This is a genomic window from Spongiibacter sp. (assembly GCF_984394615.1).
On record NZ_CFHTQA010000007.1, the window covers coordinates 1 to 15227 of the forward strand.

Sequence of the window (15227 nt, forward strand, 5' to 3'; positions counted from 1 at the left end):
GTAGTGGTATCCATAAATAGGCCTCATGGGTGTAAACCTATTTCAGGACGGGACATCAGGCGAAAAAAAGCCCCGACCAATGGTTGGGGCTTTTTTCTGTCAGCGAAGAAACGGAAGCTTACTTCTCCTCCGCCTTATCGTCGCCCTCAATGCCGATCAGCTCAACATCGAATACCAGTGCTGCGTTAGGCCCAATCATCTGACCTGCACCACCGGCACCGTAAGCCAGCTCAGAGGGAATATACAGTTTCCACTTGGCACCGACCTTCATCAACTGCAGCGCCTCAGTCCAGCCGGGAATCACCCCGTTGACCGGGAAGCTGACCGTTTCACCGCGCTGATACGAGCTGTCGAAGACACTGCCATCCAGCAATGTACCTTCGTAGTGCACTTCTACAACGTCTTCAGCCGTGGGGCTGGCGCCGTCACCTTCTTCCACAACGGTGTACTGCAAGCCGCTTTCAGTAGTCACCACGCCTTCTTTACCGGCATTCTCTGCGAAGAACGCGTCAGCGGCTTCTTTGTTGGTATCAGCAACAGCTTGAGCTTCTTCCTGCCGTTCAGCCATCTGCTTTTGCTGATAGGCCTGCAAGGTAGACATAATCTCTTCGTCGCTCATTTTCAGCTCACCGCCGCTCAGCGCATCACGCACACCGGCGCTGAAAGCGTCAACGTCCAGTGGCAGGTCTTCACCGAAGCGCGAACCGATATTGGCGCCGATGCCATAGCTGACTTTGGCGATCTCCGAATCGAGCGAAGGCTCTGCAGATTTTCCACCACAGGCAACCAGCAAGCCACTCATTACCACTGCACTAATAACTGTTTTCTTCATGCAACTACCTTAATTTTGGGGAATGTTTTGCTGCCGCCCTCATCCTGGCAACAGTCAATCAGACCATAGTCTGCCACAAGCGTTCACCCATACACAGTGACGCGGATGTGAAATCACCTGCATCACGCCAATAGCTTCCCGGCGACAAGTTTGTATAATGGAAATTGACGGATTTTTAATCATCCTGCGAGCCTGGGCTATGGTGTTCAATAAGAAAAAAGCAAAAGAGCAAGCCATCGACGAGCTGCAACGACTGCAGTCGGAACTGGAATCCCTTCGTACAAAACAGCTCAATGCGCTGGAAAGCCAACTTCAAGCCGTTGAAAAGGCAGTAGAAATTCAGAAATCGAGGGTGGACAAAGCCCGCCAGACCGTCACCGAAGCCAAACAGCGATTACAGGAAAAACAGGGCGCCAAACCCAGCCTGATAAAGCGGGCAGAGGAGAGCCTGGAAAAAGCCGGGGCCGCGCTGGAGACCGCACAGGCCGATCTCGCACAACGACAGAGTGAAGCCTTGAACCTGAAGCTTCAGCTCAGAAAGGAAAAAGCTGTCGCCAAAGCCATGAGCGACGCAGATAAAGCCTTTAAAAAGCCCCCAGCAGAAACACCCGCAAAAGCCCCTACCCCTCGCAAATCGCCTTCCGGCACCAGCCGTAAACCCCAGCCAGCCGCCAAACCCGCCGCCGAGTCGGCTCCCTCCAAACAGAGCCCGGCGACAAGCAAAACACCGGCAGGCAATAAAACCGATGGCCAGAAAGCGAAAACTGCCACCCAGGCCACCGCCAAGAAAGCAGCCGTAAAGGCAAAGGCGGATGAACAGAAAACTGCCGTCGCTCCGGCAACGACTAAACCGGCGCCGGCAAAAAAGGCCAGTAAGCCGCGGGAAGAAGCCAGACGCTCAAAGCGTCCCAAGCCGATGAGTGATATCCCCAGCCATCCCGACAAGGTCGAAGATCGCCTGGCAAGCCTGTTCGACGATTTCTGAACAGCGCTTACTCTGCGAGCAGCGCCGACAACTGTTTCAGTGTCGGCAATGCTCCCTCCGATGCCGTCATCCGCAGATTCTCCAGCAACAATACGCCGTTGTGACCATCGACGGGCCAGCGCAGCATAAGTGTTTCCAGCACCAATACTTGGCGTCGCTCCGCCGCCAGCTCCGCCGCCTTCAGCGCCTCATAAAGTGCCTGCTGCTCCTCAGAATGATCATTTTCCGGGCGCTGCGCCCGGCGCATCCTACGCAGGGGTTCAATCAACTGCTCGCGCCGTGGCTGGCAACAGCTCTTCAGCTCGGTAAGGCGCTCAGGTGTCAGCCGCTGGCCCTGCGTCGCCAGCCAGGCCGCTGACAGCAGCAACAAGACATCCACGCCGTGCTCGTCCTGAACGTGCAGACAAGCCTCAGCCACCCCCGGTCGAGCATAGCTGCGACAGACAAAGTCCCATAAAACCGATGGCTGAGCTGCGAAATCTACCGACGCCATGAATTCTCCACGCTATAATCGCGCCCCATGATTGAAATGACAGATCTCAGCTTACAACGCGGCGGCAAAGCGCTGCTAGAGTCGGCCTCGCTGCGGGTAAACCCCGGCGAAAACCTGGCCCTGGTCGGCGCCAATGGCAGCGGCAAATCCAGCCTGTTTAAACTGCTCTCCGGCGAACTCGCCTACGACAGCGGGGAACTGCGGCTGCCTGCCAACTGGCAGATCGCCCAGATGCGCCAGGAAGTAGATGCCAGCGAACGCCCGGCGATTGAATACGTGATCGACGGCCACCACGAATACCGCCGCATTGAGGCGGAAATCGCCGGCTGCGAAGACGACCACCACCTGGCCGAGCTGCTGTCGGAACTGGAGGTCATTCACGCCTACCAGATTCGCAGCGATGCCGAGCGATTGCTGCAAGGGCTGGGATTCGGACTGGGCGAGATCGAACGCCCGGTCAATGCCTTTTCCGGCGGCTGGCGTATTCGCCTGAATCTCGCGCAGGCGCTGATGTGTCCCTCAGACCTGTTACTGCTCGACGAACCCACAAACCACCTCGACCTCGATGCCAGCCTGTGGCTGGAGCAATGGCTGCGCCGCTATGAAGGCACACTGATGCTGATCTCCCACGACCGGGATTTCATCGATGCCTGCTGTGATGTGGTGGTGCATCTTGAAAATCACCAGTTGCACCGTTACCGGGGCAATTACAGCGCCTTTGAGCGCCAGCGCGCCGAACGGCTGGCCCAGCAGCAGCAAGCCTTTGAGAAACAGCAGGCCGAGCGCGCTCATATGGAAGACTTTGTGCGTCGTTTCCGCGCCAAAGCCAGTAAAGCCAAACAGGCTCAGAGTCGACTGAAAGCCCTTGAGCGAATGGAAGAAATCGCCCCCGCGCACGTCGATTCGCCTTTTAAGTTTCGCTTCTACGAACCCGGTCAGGTCTCCGACCCACTGCTCAATCTCTCGCAGGCGGATCTCGGTTACAGCCAGCCCCTGCTCAGCGGCGTGAACCTGAGTATTCACCCCGGCAGTCGTATCGGCCTGCTCGGTGCCAACGGCGCGGGCAAATCCACGCTGATGAAATCCCTCGCGGGCACCCAGCCACTGCTCTCCGGCCAGCGGCAAGGGGGAGAACACCTGCGGATGGGTTACTTCCATCAGCATCAGCTCGAATCTCTCGATCTGGACGCCAGCCCAATCCTGCAATTGCAGCGCCTGCGCCCCGAGGCCCGGGAGCAGGATATTCGCAATTTCCTGGGCGGCTTCAACTTCCGAGGCGAACGCGCCGAGGGGCATTGCCGACACTTTTCAGGGGGTGAGAAAGCTCGGCTGGCGCTGGCAATTATCGTCTGGCAGCGACCCAATATGCTGCTGCTCGACGAACCCACCAACCATCTCGACCTGGAAATGTGCCACGCCCTGACGACCGCCCTGCAGGAATTTGAGGGCGCGGTGATCGTGGTGTCTCACGACCGTCACCTGCTTCGCAACACCGTAGACGAACTGCTATTGGTGGATCAGGGACGCGTCGACGCCTTTGACGGCAGCCTGGACGATTATCGCCTGTGGCTGCTGGCGCGTAACAAAGATGCCGGAACGCGCCCGCAGGGGAGTGTCGCCGCCGAGGCCCCGGTCGACAAAAAGAAAGCCCGTCAGGACGCCGCAGCGAAGCGCGCCCAGCTTGCCCCGCTGCGCAAAGAGATTCAGAAACTCGACAAGCGCATGCAGCAGTTGCAGGACCAGCTCGCCAAGCTGGAAGAGACCCTCGCCGACAGCGAACTTTACAGCGATGCGAACAAGGACACACTGAAAACCCTGCTCGCCGAACAGGCTTCACTGCGCAGTGAAAACGACGACGTTGAGGAACGCTGGCTGGGACTACAGGAAGAAATGGAAGTACTCGAGGCTGAGATGGACGGCGCCTGAGCGCCGCCCCGCAACGCTCATTTGCCTTTCAGCATTGCCAGAAAGGCCGCCATAGCGTCGTTGGTATCGGCATCCAATTGCTGACTGATTGGCGACGAGGCCATCATCGCTTTCCACTCTGCCATACCCGCAACTTCAGCCGCAATATCACGCTGAAAGACCGCGCCGCCCACCAGATCAGCCACGACCATCGCGTATCGCAAGACAATATCCGCCAGGGTCAGGGAGTCGCCGAGAACATAGGGCTTGAACTGGGCCAACGCCGTGACCGCGGCAATCCCTTTATCCATCAGCTCTTTGACTTCTGCCACGGTCTTTTCGTCAGCCGGAGCGCCAGCCAGCACCACTGGCAGTAAGCGCCGCGCGGGCAGTTCCAGATACAACTCAGCCACTTTCATGAGCTCGAGACATTTGGCGCGCTGCCACGGGTCGGCTGGATACAGGGGCTGCTGCGGGTACCGGGCTTCCAGGTAGTCGAGAATCACACTGGTTTCTGCCAGGCAGCCGTTTTCCGTCTCGATACAGGGCACCTTACCCATGGGGCTCTTGCTCAGATAGTCCGCTCCGGCATTCGGATAGACAGTGACTTCGTCGAAGTCCACGCCCTTGTGCAGCAAGCTGTGCTTGACCATATTGAAGTAATTGCTGACCGCAAAACCGTACAGTTTAAGCATGATATTCCCCAAATTTTTATCGTAAACAGAACGCAAAAGACCGCGACGAGTATGGCGCAAGCCGCGGCTGCGGGAAAGCTGACAGGATGGTAAGTTGCTCCGCCGTCGCAGTTTGGCTAAGGTTTTGCCTCTTTCAACTCCCGGTGACCCCCATGGCCGTTTCTCTGCCCATTGATGTTTCTCTAGTAAAAGGCTTTCTCGCCGACGACGAGGCAGACGCCCTGTACCGATATGGCTGCGAGCAAGCGGCCAACGGCGCACTGCTGGAGGTGGGCAGCTACTGCGGCAAATCCACGTTGTATCTGGCTCAGGCCTGTCGCGACACCGCGCCAGCTACCGCTGTGGTATACGCCGTGGATCACCATATCGGTTCAGAAGAGCATCAGCTTGGCGAGATGTTTCACGACCCGGAGCTGTACAACGCCGAAGAGGCGCGCTTCGACACGCTTGCGGAATTTCGCCGCAATATACGCCGCGCCGGTTTTGAGGAATGGGTTGTCCCGCTGGTCGCCCCGTCGGAAGTCTGCGCCAAGCACTGGCAAACGCCTCTGGCCATGGTGTTTATCGATGGCGGTCACAGCCTGGAGGCCGCCCTCAGTGATTATCGCTGCTGGGCCATGCACATTCAGCGCGGCGGCATTCTCGCCATTCACGACCTGTTTACGGCCCCCGAAGAAGGCGGGCAAGCGCCTATCGCCATTTACCGGCTGGCACTGGCCTCCGGGTTATTTGAACCGCTTGAGCGGGTGAACAGCCTGGGCGTGTTACGCCGGATTTAAGCAGGTGGGTCGATGTGCGGGCCGAGGCTGGTATTCACCCTGAACCAGCCAGCAATGCTGTGGCGAAGTCGCTTGGCCGCACTCACCTCATGAGGCACTTTCTCACTGAGAAACACCACCAGCGTTCCCATCAGCGGAATCACACTGTCCGTCAGCTCATCGCGGTCGCCATAGATCAATAGCTGGCCACCATCGGCCGCCGTCCATCCCGGATTCAGGTAGTAAACCGTCGACAGAACGCGATTGCTGCGGCCCCGAAAGGCATCCACATGCTTGCGGTAAAAGCTGCCCGGCGCATAGCGGGCGAAGTGGCACTCGTAGTCAAACAAGCCGAGAAACAGGCGGCGATTCATGCCCTCGCGCAGCGCATTCATCCACTCCAGATACGCCGCTTCCGCGGCGTCTTCGGCGGTAAACCAGCGAATTTCATCGCTGCGCACGAGGCGGTTTTGTTGATAGTCAGACTGACGCCCCACCCCGCCGGGCTTAAAGGCCCCGTCGCCCAGCTCAATCACGCGCAGCAGTAATTGCTCGGCAAGTTCTGCGGGGAGTGCAACAGGCAGTACCGCGTAGCCGCGTAACTCCAGCTCATCGGCAATCTGATCAAACAGCAGCTCGCGATCAGGCGCGGTAATGATTGATTCGGCGGTCACGGCAGCTCTCCACAGTTTGGCGCAGTGTAGCTGCCTTATGCAGTGTGGGCACGTGGTTTTAGCGCAACTGTCGCAGCAGTTGCAAAAGGTCAGGCAGGAACTGCAGATAACTGCCGTATTGCCAGAGGTGCTCCCGCAATGGCGGACGCAATTGCCGGTGAACTTCGTCCAGCAAGCGATGCAGGCGCTGGCGACGCCACAGCCGGTTAAAGCCACACTCAATAAACGGCGCCAGCACCGGCGTCAGCGCCATCACGCCGACCACCCCCGCGGCTGCGCCGCCCAGCGTCACCCAGCCCGGCACACCAAACCAGCTCGCCCACCAGGCCGCCAACCACCCCTGCTGAGACAGGTATAGCGAGCTGGCAGCCGACATCCCGATCAGCGAGGCACTGCCAAACAGCACTTTGTCGCTCAGCCCTCGCCCCGCCAATCCCAGCACCAAAAACAGCAGCAGATCGCGGCTGCTGTCCTGACTGAGTCCCCAACGCGCCACCGCCTCCCGCAGTCGCTGCGCGGCCTGCTCGGGATCACCTGCCAGCTCGGCCCGCAAGGCATCCACCGTCTCGGGGCGGTAATCCGGGTGGCTTTCGAGACGCTGGAACAACCGGGCCTGCAGACCATCGAGGTCCAGTACGTCTACGGCGATCAACTGCGCTATCGCCTGCTCCTTCCCCGTCAGTGGGCGCTCACTTTTTCCGCGACGACTAACAAGCCGCCATACACTGCGCGGCAGCGCCGCCAGATCTGCTGGTACATCGCGCCGATACTGCCAGTGTCGCTGGAGCACCGTCGGCAGCGAGCGAAAATGCTGGCGGTACACCGACTCCACACGCTGATGGGCCTCGGCAAAGTGCGCGTCAATGTCGTCCCGCAGCGCCTCGCCCCAGGCGGCGAGCGCGGGGGAGATGTCTGCCGCCGTCCCGTCAGTCATCCACAGCCCATGCATTTCATAAAAATGCCTTGTAAGCTACTGAGCATACAAACAAAATACTCCCGTTAATGCAGCGAGCGGCCCGCGCCATGTCAGAGCAAACCGATTACGTTAAGTGGTTTAGAAATTCTGCGCCCTACATCAATGCCCATCGCGGCAAAACCTTTGTCATGCTGCTCAGTGGCGAAGCGGTAGCGGACAGCAATTTTGCCAATATTGTCCACGATATTGCCCTGCTGAACAGCCTTGGTGTGCGTTTGGTACTGGTTCACGGTGCCCGACCGCAAATCGAAGAGCGCGTCGCCAGCGCCGGTCTGCAAAGCCAGTTTCACAATGACCTGCGCATTACCGACGAACAGGAATTGCGCTGTGTGACCGACGCGGCAGGCTCACTGCGCGCGCACATCGAAGCCTTGCTGTCGATGGGTGTGGCCAACTCACCCATGCACGGGGCCGCCATTCGCGTCAGTTCCGGCAACTACGTCACCGCCAGACCGATGGGCGTGCTCGACGGCATCGACTTCAAACACACTGGCGTGGTCCGCAAGGTCGACGCCACCGCACTGCGCCAGCAACTGGATCAGCAGCATATTGTGCTGCTGTCACCGCTGGGTTACTCCCCGACCGGAGAGATATTTAATCTCAGCGCCGAAGACGTGGCGGTGCATACCGCCGTTGCCATCAAGGCCGACAAGCTGATTCTGCTGACAGACGAAGCCGGACTATTAGACCCGTCGGGAGAGCTTATTCGCCAGTGCGAGTACCGCGATGTGGATGCCGAACTGGCCCGGCAGCCGGAACTGAGCCTCGACAGCATTGTGCAGGCCACCGTCGATGCCGGGGACCTCGGCATCGATCGCTGCCATATTGTCTCCTATCGCGACGATGGTGCCCTGCTGCGCGAGCTGTTTACCCGCGACGGAGCGGGAACGCTGGTTACCCAGGAGCACTACGAGCAGCTCCATACCGCCACCATCGACGACATCGGCGGTATTCTCGGCATTATCGAGCCCTTAGAAACCAAGGGCGTGCTGCTCAAGCGCTCCCGAGAGTTGCTGGAAAACGAAATCGGCCACTTCAAAATTATTGTGCGCGACAGCATGGTCATCGCCTGTGCGGCGCTCTACCCCTATGGCGACGAAAAGATTGGCGAAATCGCCTGTGTGGCCACCCACCCGGATTACCGGGGCGCTGACCGCGCCGAACGCCTGCTGCGCCAGCTTGAACGGGACGCACGCAGCCACGGGCTGGAGCGGGTGTTTGTGTTAACCACGCAAACTTCGCACTGGTTTCAGGAGCAGGGCTATGTGCAGGCGCCGTTTACCGAGCTGCCTGCCGCCAAACAGAAGCTCTACAATTTTCAGCGCAATTCCAAAGCCTTTATCAAAACGCTGGCGTAGTTATTTCAGGAATCAGTATGCGTATCCCCCGCATTTATACCAGCCAGGCCTTGAGTAGCGGCAACGAACTGCAACTGGAAGAACGCGCGGCCCACTACCTCGGCCAGGTCCTGCGGATGAAGGTGGGCCGCGAGCTGCGCCTATTTAACGGCGATGGCTGCGACTATCGCGCGACAGTGACTGCGGCCGGACGCCGGGAGCTGCGCTGCGAAATTCTCGAGGCTGAGCCCACGCTGGACCGGGAGTCACCACTGCGCATCGAACTTGGGGTCGGACTCTCCAAAGGCGATCGCTTCGATTGGGTCGTTCAGAAGGCGACGGAACTGGGAGTGGCGCGCATCGCCCCCCTGTATAGCGAGCGGGTGGATGTGAAGCTGGATGCGCAGCGTGAAGACAAGAAGTGGCAGCACTGGCAGCAGGTGATGATCAGTGCCTGCGAACAGTCGGGGCGCAGCCAGCTTGTCGATCTCCTCGCACCACAGCCCCTCGACCAGTGGCTTAGCGACTGCAAGGCCGACTGCAAACTGGTGTTAAGCCCCCATCACGCCGACGCCCACAATAGCTCTGCTCCGGGCAGCATCTCACTGCTGGTGGGCCCCGAAGGCGGCCTCAGTGAACAGGAAGTGACGGCGAGCCTGGACAAGGGTTTTGCCCCTCTGAGACTGGGGCCGAGGATTCTGCGCACCGAAACCGCACCGTTAGCAGCCATCAGTATTTTGCAGTCGCGCTGGGGCGATATGAGCTAGTCCTGCGACTCGGTTTCGCGTTCCGGCGGCCACAGCTCGTTGAGAATACGCTGTTCTACCACATCCACATCGGGAATCAGCAGACGCTGCCCATGAACCTCTACTTCGGCATAGACCGCTTCCAGCGCCTCGTGGCGATCCACAGTATGAACGTCCTGTGTATTCAAGCTGAGTAAGTGCGGCACCGACGCCAGCAGAATCGCATAGTGCGGCAGGCGCTCCGGATTCCTTAAGCCCGTCATAACGGCCACGTGGCGCAGCGGGGGAGCCGCTGGCATCTCGCCATCGCGCAGCCCTTCGAAACACAGCAGAGGAATTTCCTGCTGCCGCCAGCGCAACATCCCCAACAGGCAATCAGAGGCCATCGCAGAACTGAGCTGACGCGCGCTGGCCACCTCGGCCACGCAACTGTTGGGCAACAGCAGCGCTCCGCCGCTGATCGGCATAATCAGATTGGCCAGCGAGGTATCGGGCAGAGCCTGGGTCATTCTATTTCCACCTTGGAAAGCACATCGTCAATGGCTTTCAGCAGTTGTATTTCCTGGTAGGGCTTGCCGAGGAAACAATCTACCCCCAGACCCGCCGCGCGCTGCCGGTGCTTCTGCCCGGTCCGCGAGCTGATCATGATAATGGGGATATTCTGCAGGCGTGGATTGCTCTGCATATGTCCAGCCACCTCAAAGCCATCCATCCTCGGCATTTCGATATCCAGCAGCATCACGTCAGGCAGAGGTTCCATTTCCTGTAACTGGCTCAACGCCTCCATGCCGTCCCTCGCCAGGGTCACTTTCATTCGCTGCCGCTCCAGCAGACGCGACGTCACCTTGCGAACGGTTACCGAATCATCGACCACCATCACATGCTTGACGAGATGATCGGCGGGCGCCAGCGCCATCGGATCGGCGATATTCAGCATTCGCCGCGCAGCCTCAGCGCGGATGCTGGCCAGCATGTCGAGAATCACCACCACGCTGCCATCGCCCAGCACTGTCGCCCCCGACAATCCCGGCACCGCCGCAAACTGGGGCCCCAGGGTTTTCACCACCACTTCCTGCGAGCCCATCAACGAGTCGACTTGAACCGCCGTCGGCGGCTCGGCGTTGCGGATCAGCAGTACCGGACGCGGCTCTAGCTGGCCGTCGAGATGCGGCGATTGCACTCCCAGTAACTGCCCCATATAACGCAGATTGTACTGGCGACCGGCGTATTCGAAGTCCGGGCCGCCATCCTCGTAGTACACCTCGAGTTCATAGGGACTGACCCGCACAATCCCTTCGATATTGTTCAATGGCACGGCGTAGACTTCGCCGCCCACGCTGACCATCAGCGCGCGGTTAACGGATACGGTAAACGGCAGACGAATTTCGAAGCGACTGCCAACACCGCGCTCGGTACTGACTTCAATCGAGCCACCGAGCTGTTTGATTTCGCTGTGGACCACGTCCATGCCCACGCCGCGACCCGAAATTTGCGTAATGTTGTCGGCGGTACTGAAACCGGCATGGAAGATAAAATCGAGCAGTTGGCGCTCACTGAGCGAGGTATCCGCGTCGACCAGACCCAGTCGTTCAGCCTTCTTGCGCACTGCCTCCAAATCAATACCGGCACCATCATCGCTAATGGTAATGACGACATCCCCGCCCTGGCGACTGAAGCGCATACTGACTTCACCTTGGGCCGCTTTGCCCGCCGCCAAACGCTGATCACCGGCCTCGATACCGTGGTCAATCGCGTTGCGGAGCATGTGTTCCAGTGCCGGAATAATGCGCTCCAGCACCCGGCGGTCCATCTCGCCTTCGGCGTTGTAGACCTTGAAGTCCACATCCTTGCCCAGCTCACCACAGAGCTGGCGAACACCGCGACGTAGGCGCGGCACCATCCGCGCAAAGTGCACCATCTGCGATCGCATCAGGCCTTCCTGAAGCTCGGTGTTGACCCGCGACTGCTGAATCAGCAGGGTTTCCATGTCGCGGCTTTTATCCAGTACGGTGTTGCGCAGATCGACCAGATCAGACGCCGATTCCAGCAGTGCCCGCGACAGTTGCTGAAGCTGCGAGTAGCGGTCGAACTCCAGCGGATCAAAGCCTTCGGCACCCTCGCTTTCCATCTGCTCCTGACGGTGGATGATTTGTGCTTCCGTTTCCATATCCAGCCGCCGCACCTGCTCCTGCAGGCGCTCGACGGTCATTTCCATCTCATCCAGCGAGAAGTGAACATCGTTGACCTGTTCACCCAGGCGACCGCGGGCGATCGAGGTTTCCCCGGCGAGGTTGATCAAGCGCTCCAACAGTTCGGAAGGGACCTTGATCATTTCCTGCGGCGCACGCGGCCCCAGTGGACGCGCCACGTCCTGTTGCGTTGCGGCGGGCTGGCTGTAATCGGCAAACGGCGCCGGCAGGGTGTCGGTATCTGCGAAGGTCTCCATGGGCAGCTCGTCGCCACCCAGAGCATCCATTGTCGACACGAGTGTGTCCTGCGCCCGCTGCACGCGCTTCAACAAAGCCGGCAAATCCGGCTCACGTGCGGCCAGCGCCTCGGAAATGTCAGTCTCCATCTCGTGGCTGAGGTCACCAAGCTGGCTCAGCCCTGTCAGTCGCGCACCACCCTTGAAGGTGTGGAGGAAGCGCAGAATATCGTCGAGGTAAACGGTATTGCCAACATCCTCGTTCCAGTTCTGCAAGGCGGTGTCGAGGCCATCCAACAGGTCTCTCGCCTCTTCGAGAAAGATCGCCAAAATCTCGGGATCAACGTCATCTTCCTCAAGCTGCGAAAGCGCGTCCGGTACCTCGACATCCATCACCGGCTCAGGCTCTACGGCTTCGGGCTCGGATAGTTGCAACTCGCCTTCTACCGGCTCTTCCGCTATGGGCGCTGGATCACTGTTGTCACTGCGCAAGCTGCTTTCAAAGTCGCGCAAGGCCTCAAGTAAGTCGGTGTTTTCTCCAGCACTTTGTTCAGCGGCGATCTGGTTGAGATCCTCCATCAACTGATCGGTAGCCCGCTCGACCAGCGCAAGGTAGTCAGGGCTGACAGGATCGCTGACGTGGCTGAACAGAACCTGCAGCGCCTGCGCCATTTCAGCAGTACTCTCACTGCCAATGTCTTCCGCGCGCTGGGCAAATTGCCCCATTGTCGGGGCAAAATCGGCAAACAGCGCCGCATTCACGCCGCCGCTATCATGCAAGCGATCCGCGAGATGTTGCAGATGATCGCCATAGGTCATCAGGAACTGTGTCAGAACCCCTGGCGCCAACTCCCCCGACTGAACAGTATTGCTGCTTTCCGCGCGAGCGAGCATGTCGTTCATGGCCTGCTCAACCCGTGACTGAAGCTCTTCTGGCACATCCAGCGATGAGGGCGACTGATGGCGCAGCCGCAGTACCATTTTTCGCGTCGCCGCGAGCACATCACGGATCAGCGTTACCAGCGACTCATCCGCCAGCACCCGCATCGACCGTGCTTCTTTAACCAAACCCTCAAGCGGCGTGATCAGTTTGGCAACCGGCCACACCTCTGCCATTTTCGATGAGCCCTTGAGCGTATGCAGCGCCCGCTGCAGCTCGTCACTCAGGGCAACGGGATAGCTGTAAACGCCGTCGAGGAACTGCTCGACCTGTTTGAGGTGGACCTCTGCCTCACCAATAAATACCGCTGTCAGCTCGTTCTGTTCCGGAGAGACCAGTGGCGCGGTATTTGGCGTCTGCTCACGGCTGAGCGCCTCGGCCTGCGCAACGATACCGAGCAAGGCATCATCCGCGACAGGCTGGGATTGAGACAGCGCGTCGATCAATGCCGGTAATTCGGCATTCGCCGCTTCTACCACCGCCAGCCGCGCAGCATCCATGGTGAAGTGCCCTTCCACCACTTTATTGAGCATGTTCTCGATGGCCCAGGCGAACTCACCGAACTGCACGGCCCCCGCCATACGCCCGCTGCCTTTAAGGGTGTGATAAGCCCGGCGCACCTCCGCCAGCAAGGCATCGGCGTGCAGTTCATCGGCCAGGCGCGGCAGGACCTCATCCAGGTGCTGCTGCACTTCCCTGGCCTCTTCCAGGAAGATATCCAGTACGTCCGGGTCCAGGCTGTCGATAACCGGGCTGTCGATAGCCGGTGTCGGCGCAAGCGGAATATCATCGACGGGAGCACTGTCGACAGGCGGCTCAGCCGTATCGCGGGACGGCAACTGAACAATGTTCTCGGCCGAGGCACCCTGTAATGGGTAGCCGAGCCGGGCCACGCAGTCGGCGGCGACCTGCAGCAGGCTGAGGTCCTCACTGCGGCCCCCTTCGGCACTTCGCTCCAGGAAATAATCCACCGAAGTCACCGCATCGGCGAGGGCATCCAGTTGCGCCCAGTCGGGCGTCACTTCGCCGGTCAACAGTCGCTCGGAAATATAGCTTGTCGCCTGCACCAGCAGCGCGGCCGGCTCATCCAGACCGGCACTGCGCAGCGTCTCGACGGTTTCCGCGAGTTTGTCAGGCAGTGGCTGGAGGTGGTCGGTCCGCCACTGCTCAGCCACATAGCTCATCAACGCTTCCTGCACCTCGGCGAGTACCTCACGCACCTCGGTAATCACCGAGCGTCGCTCGTCGCTGAGCGGTAGCTGCAGCGTCGGCTGAGCATCCTCACCCGACAACTGATCGGCGATGCGAGCCAGCGTTCTGCTCAGTCCAAGGCGCTGACTGGCACTGTGCTGTTCAGCAGCGACGCTCGCTGCACGCAGGGTGTAGAGGTGGGGCGTCAGGCCGAGAATGGCCATGCAGTCACCGAGCTCCGCCAGCCGCTCTCCCTGCCCGGGAATGCGCTGCTCGCCATCCAACTCGGCAGACAAGTCGCGCAGCGCCATAATCAGTCGTTCACGCACGCCCTGACTGAACAGCTTCTGCGACATCACATCGCGGAGTGCCGCGTCATAACCCTGTTGCTGCCAGAGCGCGGGGGATTTATCACTGCACGCCGCATAGAACACCATGTCGTCGAGAAGACGGCTTCGCGGTACCTGCCCGTCACCACAAAGCAGCGTGATATCGCGCTCCAAGCCCTTGAGGAACTGTCGCAACAGCAGTTCCGACAGCGGCAATTGTTGCTCTAGATGAGCCTCTAATACCGCCGCCGCGGCCTGCCACAGCAATTGTTCTGCGGGATCGGCAATCAGACGCGCGGCGCGGCTGCAGACCTTTTGCAGATAACCGAGATTTTTTTCCGGGGACTCGCCGCGCGCATAGGCCTTGTAGGCGATCTGGTACATCTGCCGCAGCTTGGTCAGCAGTTCTTGTGCGTCACCGCGGGATACCGAGGCGTCGACCGCGGACGAGGGCAGGCGTGCTGTAAACAGCAATCCGGAGGACAGCAGTGTGTCACCTTGCGCGGCGCGCAAGCCGTTGAGAATCAAAATCAGCGGTACAGGGAGTTCATGACGGGCGCGACGCAGCGCGGCAAAGTAACCCGGCAAGGCTTCCGCCGCCTGCTGGACCGCCTGCGTGAGAGCCTGCTTCTCGGGTTCCAATAAACTGCGATCGGCGGCTCGGCGAACCGTATTTTCCATCTCCTCCAGCAGCATGGCAGCACCGCTGAACTCGATCATCTGCAGACTGCCCCGAGCCTGGTGCAGCTGTCCTGCCAGCACCTCAAGCGTTTCGGGATCGGTCCCGGCATCCGGGCGCGATTGAATAGTGCTTGCACAGTTGAGAACAGTCGCCACGACCTCGTCGCTCAACCATTCCAGTGCGATGTAATCTCGGCGATCGCTCATAGCCATGAACCCGGATTCTATAGGCGGGCCAGAATTCCGGTCTGGCCCGGCTC

The 15227-nt window shown here is 59.7% G+C and carries 12 protein-coding genes; 5 read left to right on the forward strand and 7 right to left on the reverse strand.

The genetic code is table 11. The annotated features are described in order from the left end of the window. Positions 1 to 118 precede the first annotated feature (118 nt). Entirely contained in the window at positions 119 to 832 is a 714-nt protein-coding gene (gene bamJ / locus AC5DB9_RS04360; RefSeq protein ID WP_028968338.1) for a BamJ family beta-barrel-assembly machinery protein, read from the reverse strand. Positions 833 to 989: 157 nt separating this feature from the next. Here bamJ and AC5DB9_RS04365 point away from each other — a divergent pair, with 157 nt between their 5' ends. Next, entirely contained in the window at positions 990 to 1817 is an 828-nt protein-coding gene (locus AC5DB9_RS04365; RefSeq protein ID WP_272991218.1) for a hypothetical protein, read from the forward strand. A gap of 7 nt (positions 1818 to 1824) precedes the next feature. Here the strand turns inward: AC5DB9_RS04365 and AC5DB9_RS04370 are convergent, their stop codons facing one another. Then, positions 1825 to 2310, reverse strand: a complete 486-nt coding sequence (locus AC5DB9_RS04370; RefSeq protein WP_272991219.1) for a TIGR02444 family protein — start codon at positions 2308 to 2310, stop codon at positions 1825 to 1827. Between the two features lie 27 nt (positions 2311 to 2337). Between AC5DB9_RS04370 and AC5DB9_RS04375 the strand changes: the two genes are divergently transcribed. Then, the gene (locus tag AC5DB9_RS04375) at positions 2338 to 4236 is read left to right on the forward strand and encodes an ATP-binding cassette domain-containing protein (RefSeq protein WP_273009698.1); all 1899 of its coding nucleotides are present in this window, start codon (positions 2338 to 2340) and stop codon (positions 4234 to 4236) included. Positions 4237 to 4253: 17 nt separating this feature from the next. Here AC5DB9_RS04375 and AC5DB9_RS04380 read toward each other — a convergent pair whose 3' ends face one another. Beyond that, on the reverse strand, positions 4254 to 4910 hold the full coding sequence (locus tag AC5DB9_RS04380) for a glutathione S-transferase family protein (protein ID WP_022959142.1): 657 nt from the start codon (positions 4908 to 4910) through the stop codon (positions 4254 to 4256). Positions 4911 to 5062: 152 nt separating this feature from the next. On the opposite strand from AC5DB9_RS04380, the gene AC5DB9_RS04385 reads away from it, so the two are divergent. Continuing rightward, on the forward strand, positions 5063 to 5689 hold the full coding sequence (locus tag AC5DB9_RS04385; RefSeq protein WP_022959141.1) for a class I SAM-dependent methyltransferase: 627 nt from the start codon (positions 5063 to 5065) through the stop codon (positions 5687 to 5689). Here AC5DB9_RS04385 and AC5DB9_RS04390 read toward each other — a convergent pair. Beyond that, positions 5686 to 6342 carry a 2OG-Fe(II) oxygenase gene (locus AC5DB9_RS04390; protein WP_272989024.1) on the reverse strand — a complete coding sequence of 219 codons (657 nt, stop codon included), beginning with the start codon at positions 6340 to 6342 and terminating at the stop codon, positions 5686 to 5688. The genes AC5DB9_RS04385 and AC5DB9_RS04390 overlap by 4 nt on opposite strands. Before the next feature lie 58 nt (positions 6343 to 6400). Further along, complete coding sequence (locus AC5DB9_RS04395) at positions 6401 to 7276, reverse strand: hypothetical protein (protein WP_272989027.1); 876 nt, start codon at positions 7274 to 7276, stop codon at positions 6401 to 6403. A gap of 89 nt (positions 7277 to 7365) precedes the next feature. Between AC5DB9_RS04395 and argA the strand changes: the two genes are divergently transcribed. Together argA and AC5DB9_RS04405 are read left to right on the forward strand one after the other, a co-directional pair. Then, positions 7366 to 8676 carry an amino-acid N-acetyltransferase gene (gene argA, locus AC5DB9_RS04400; protein WP_272989029.1) on the forward strand — a complete coding sequence of 437 codons (1311 nt, stop codon included), beginning with the start codon at positions 7366 to 7368 and terminating at the stop codon, positions 8674 to 8676. 17 nt (positions 8677 to 8693) lie between these two features. Further along, positions 8694 to 9422, forward strand: a complete 729-nt coding sequence (locus tag AC5DB9_RS04405) for a 16S rRNA (uracil(1498)-N(3))-methyltransferase (protein WP_272989032.1) — start codon at positions 8694 to 8696, stop codon at positions 9420 to 9422. On the opposite strand, the gene AC5DB9_RS04410 is transcribed toward AC5DB9_RS04405, so the two are convergent. After that, on the reverse strand, positions 9419 to 9910 hold the full coding sequence (locus AC5DB9_RS04410) for a chemotaxis protein CheW (protein ID WP_022959136.1): 492 nt from the start codon (positions 9908 to 9910) through the stop codon (positions 9419 to 9421). The two genes, AC5DB9_RS04405 and AC5DB9_RS04410, sit on opposite strands and share 4 nt — an antisense overlap. Then, complete coding sequence (locus AC5DB9_RS04415) at positions 9907 to 15174, reverse strand: hybrid sensor histidine kinase/response regulator (protein WP_272989037.1); 5268 nt, start codon at positions 15172 to 15174, stop codon at positions 9907 to 9909. The genes AC5DB9_RS04410 and AC5DB9_RS04415 overlap by 4 nt, the downstream gene beginning before the upstream one ends. Positions 15175 to 15227 lie beyond the last annotated feature (53 nt).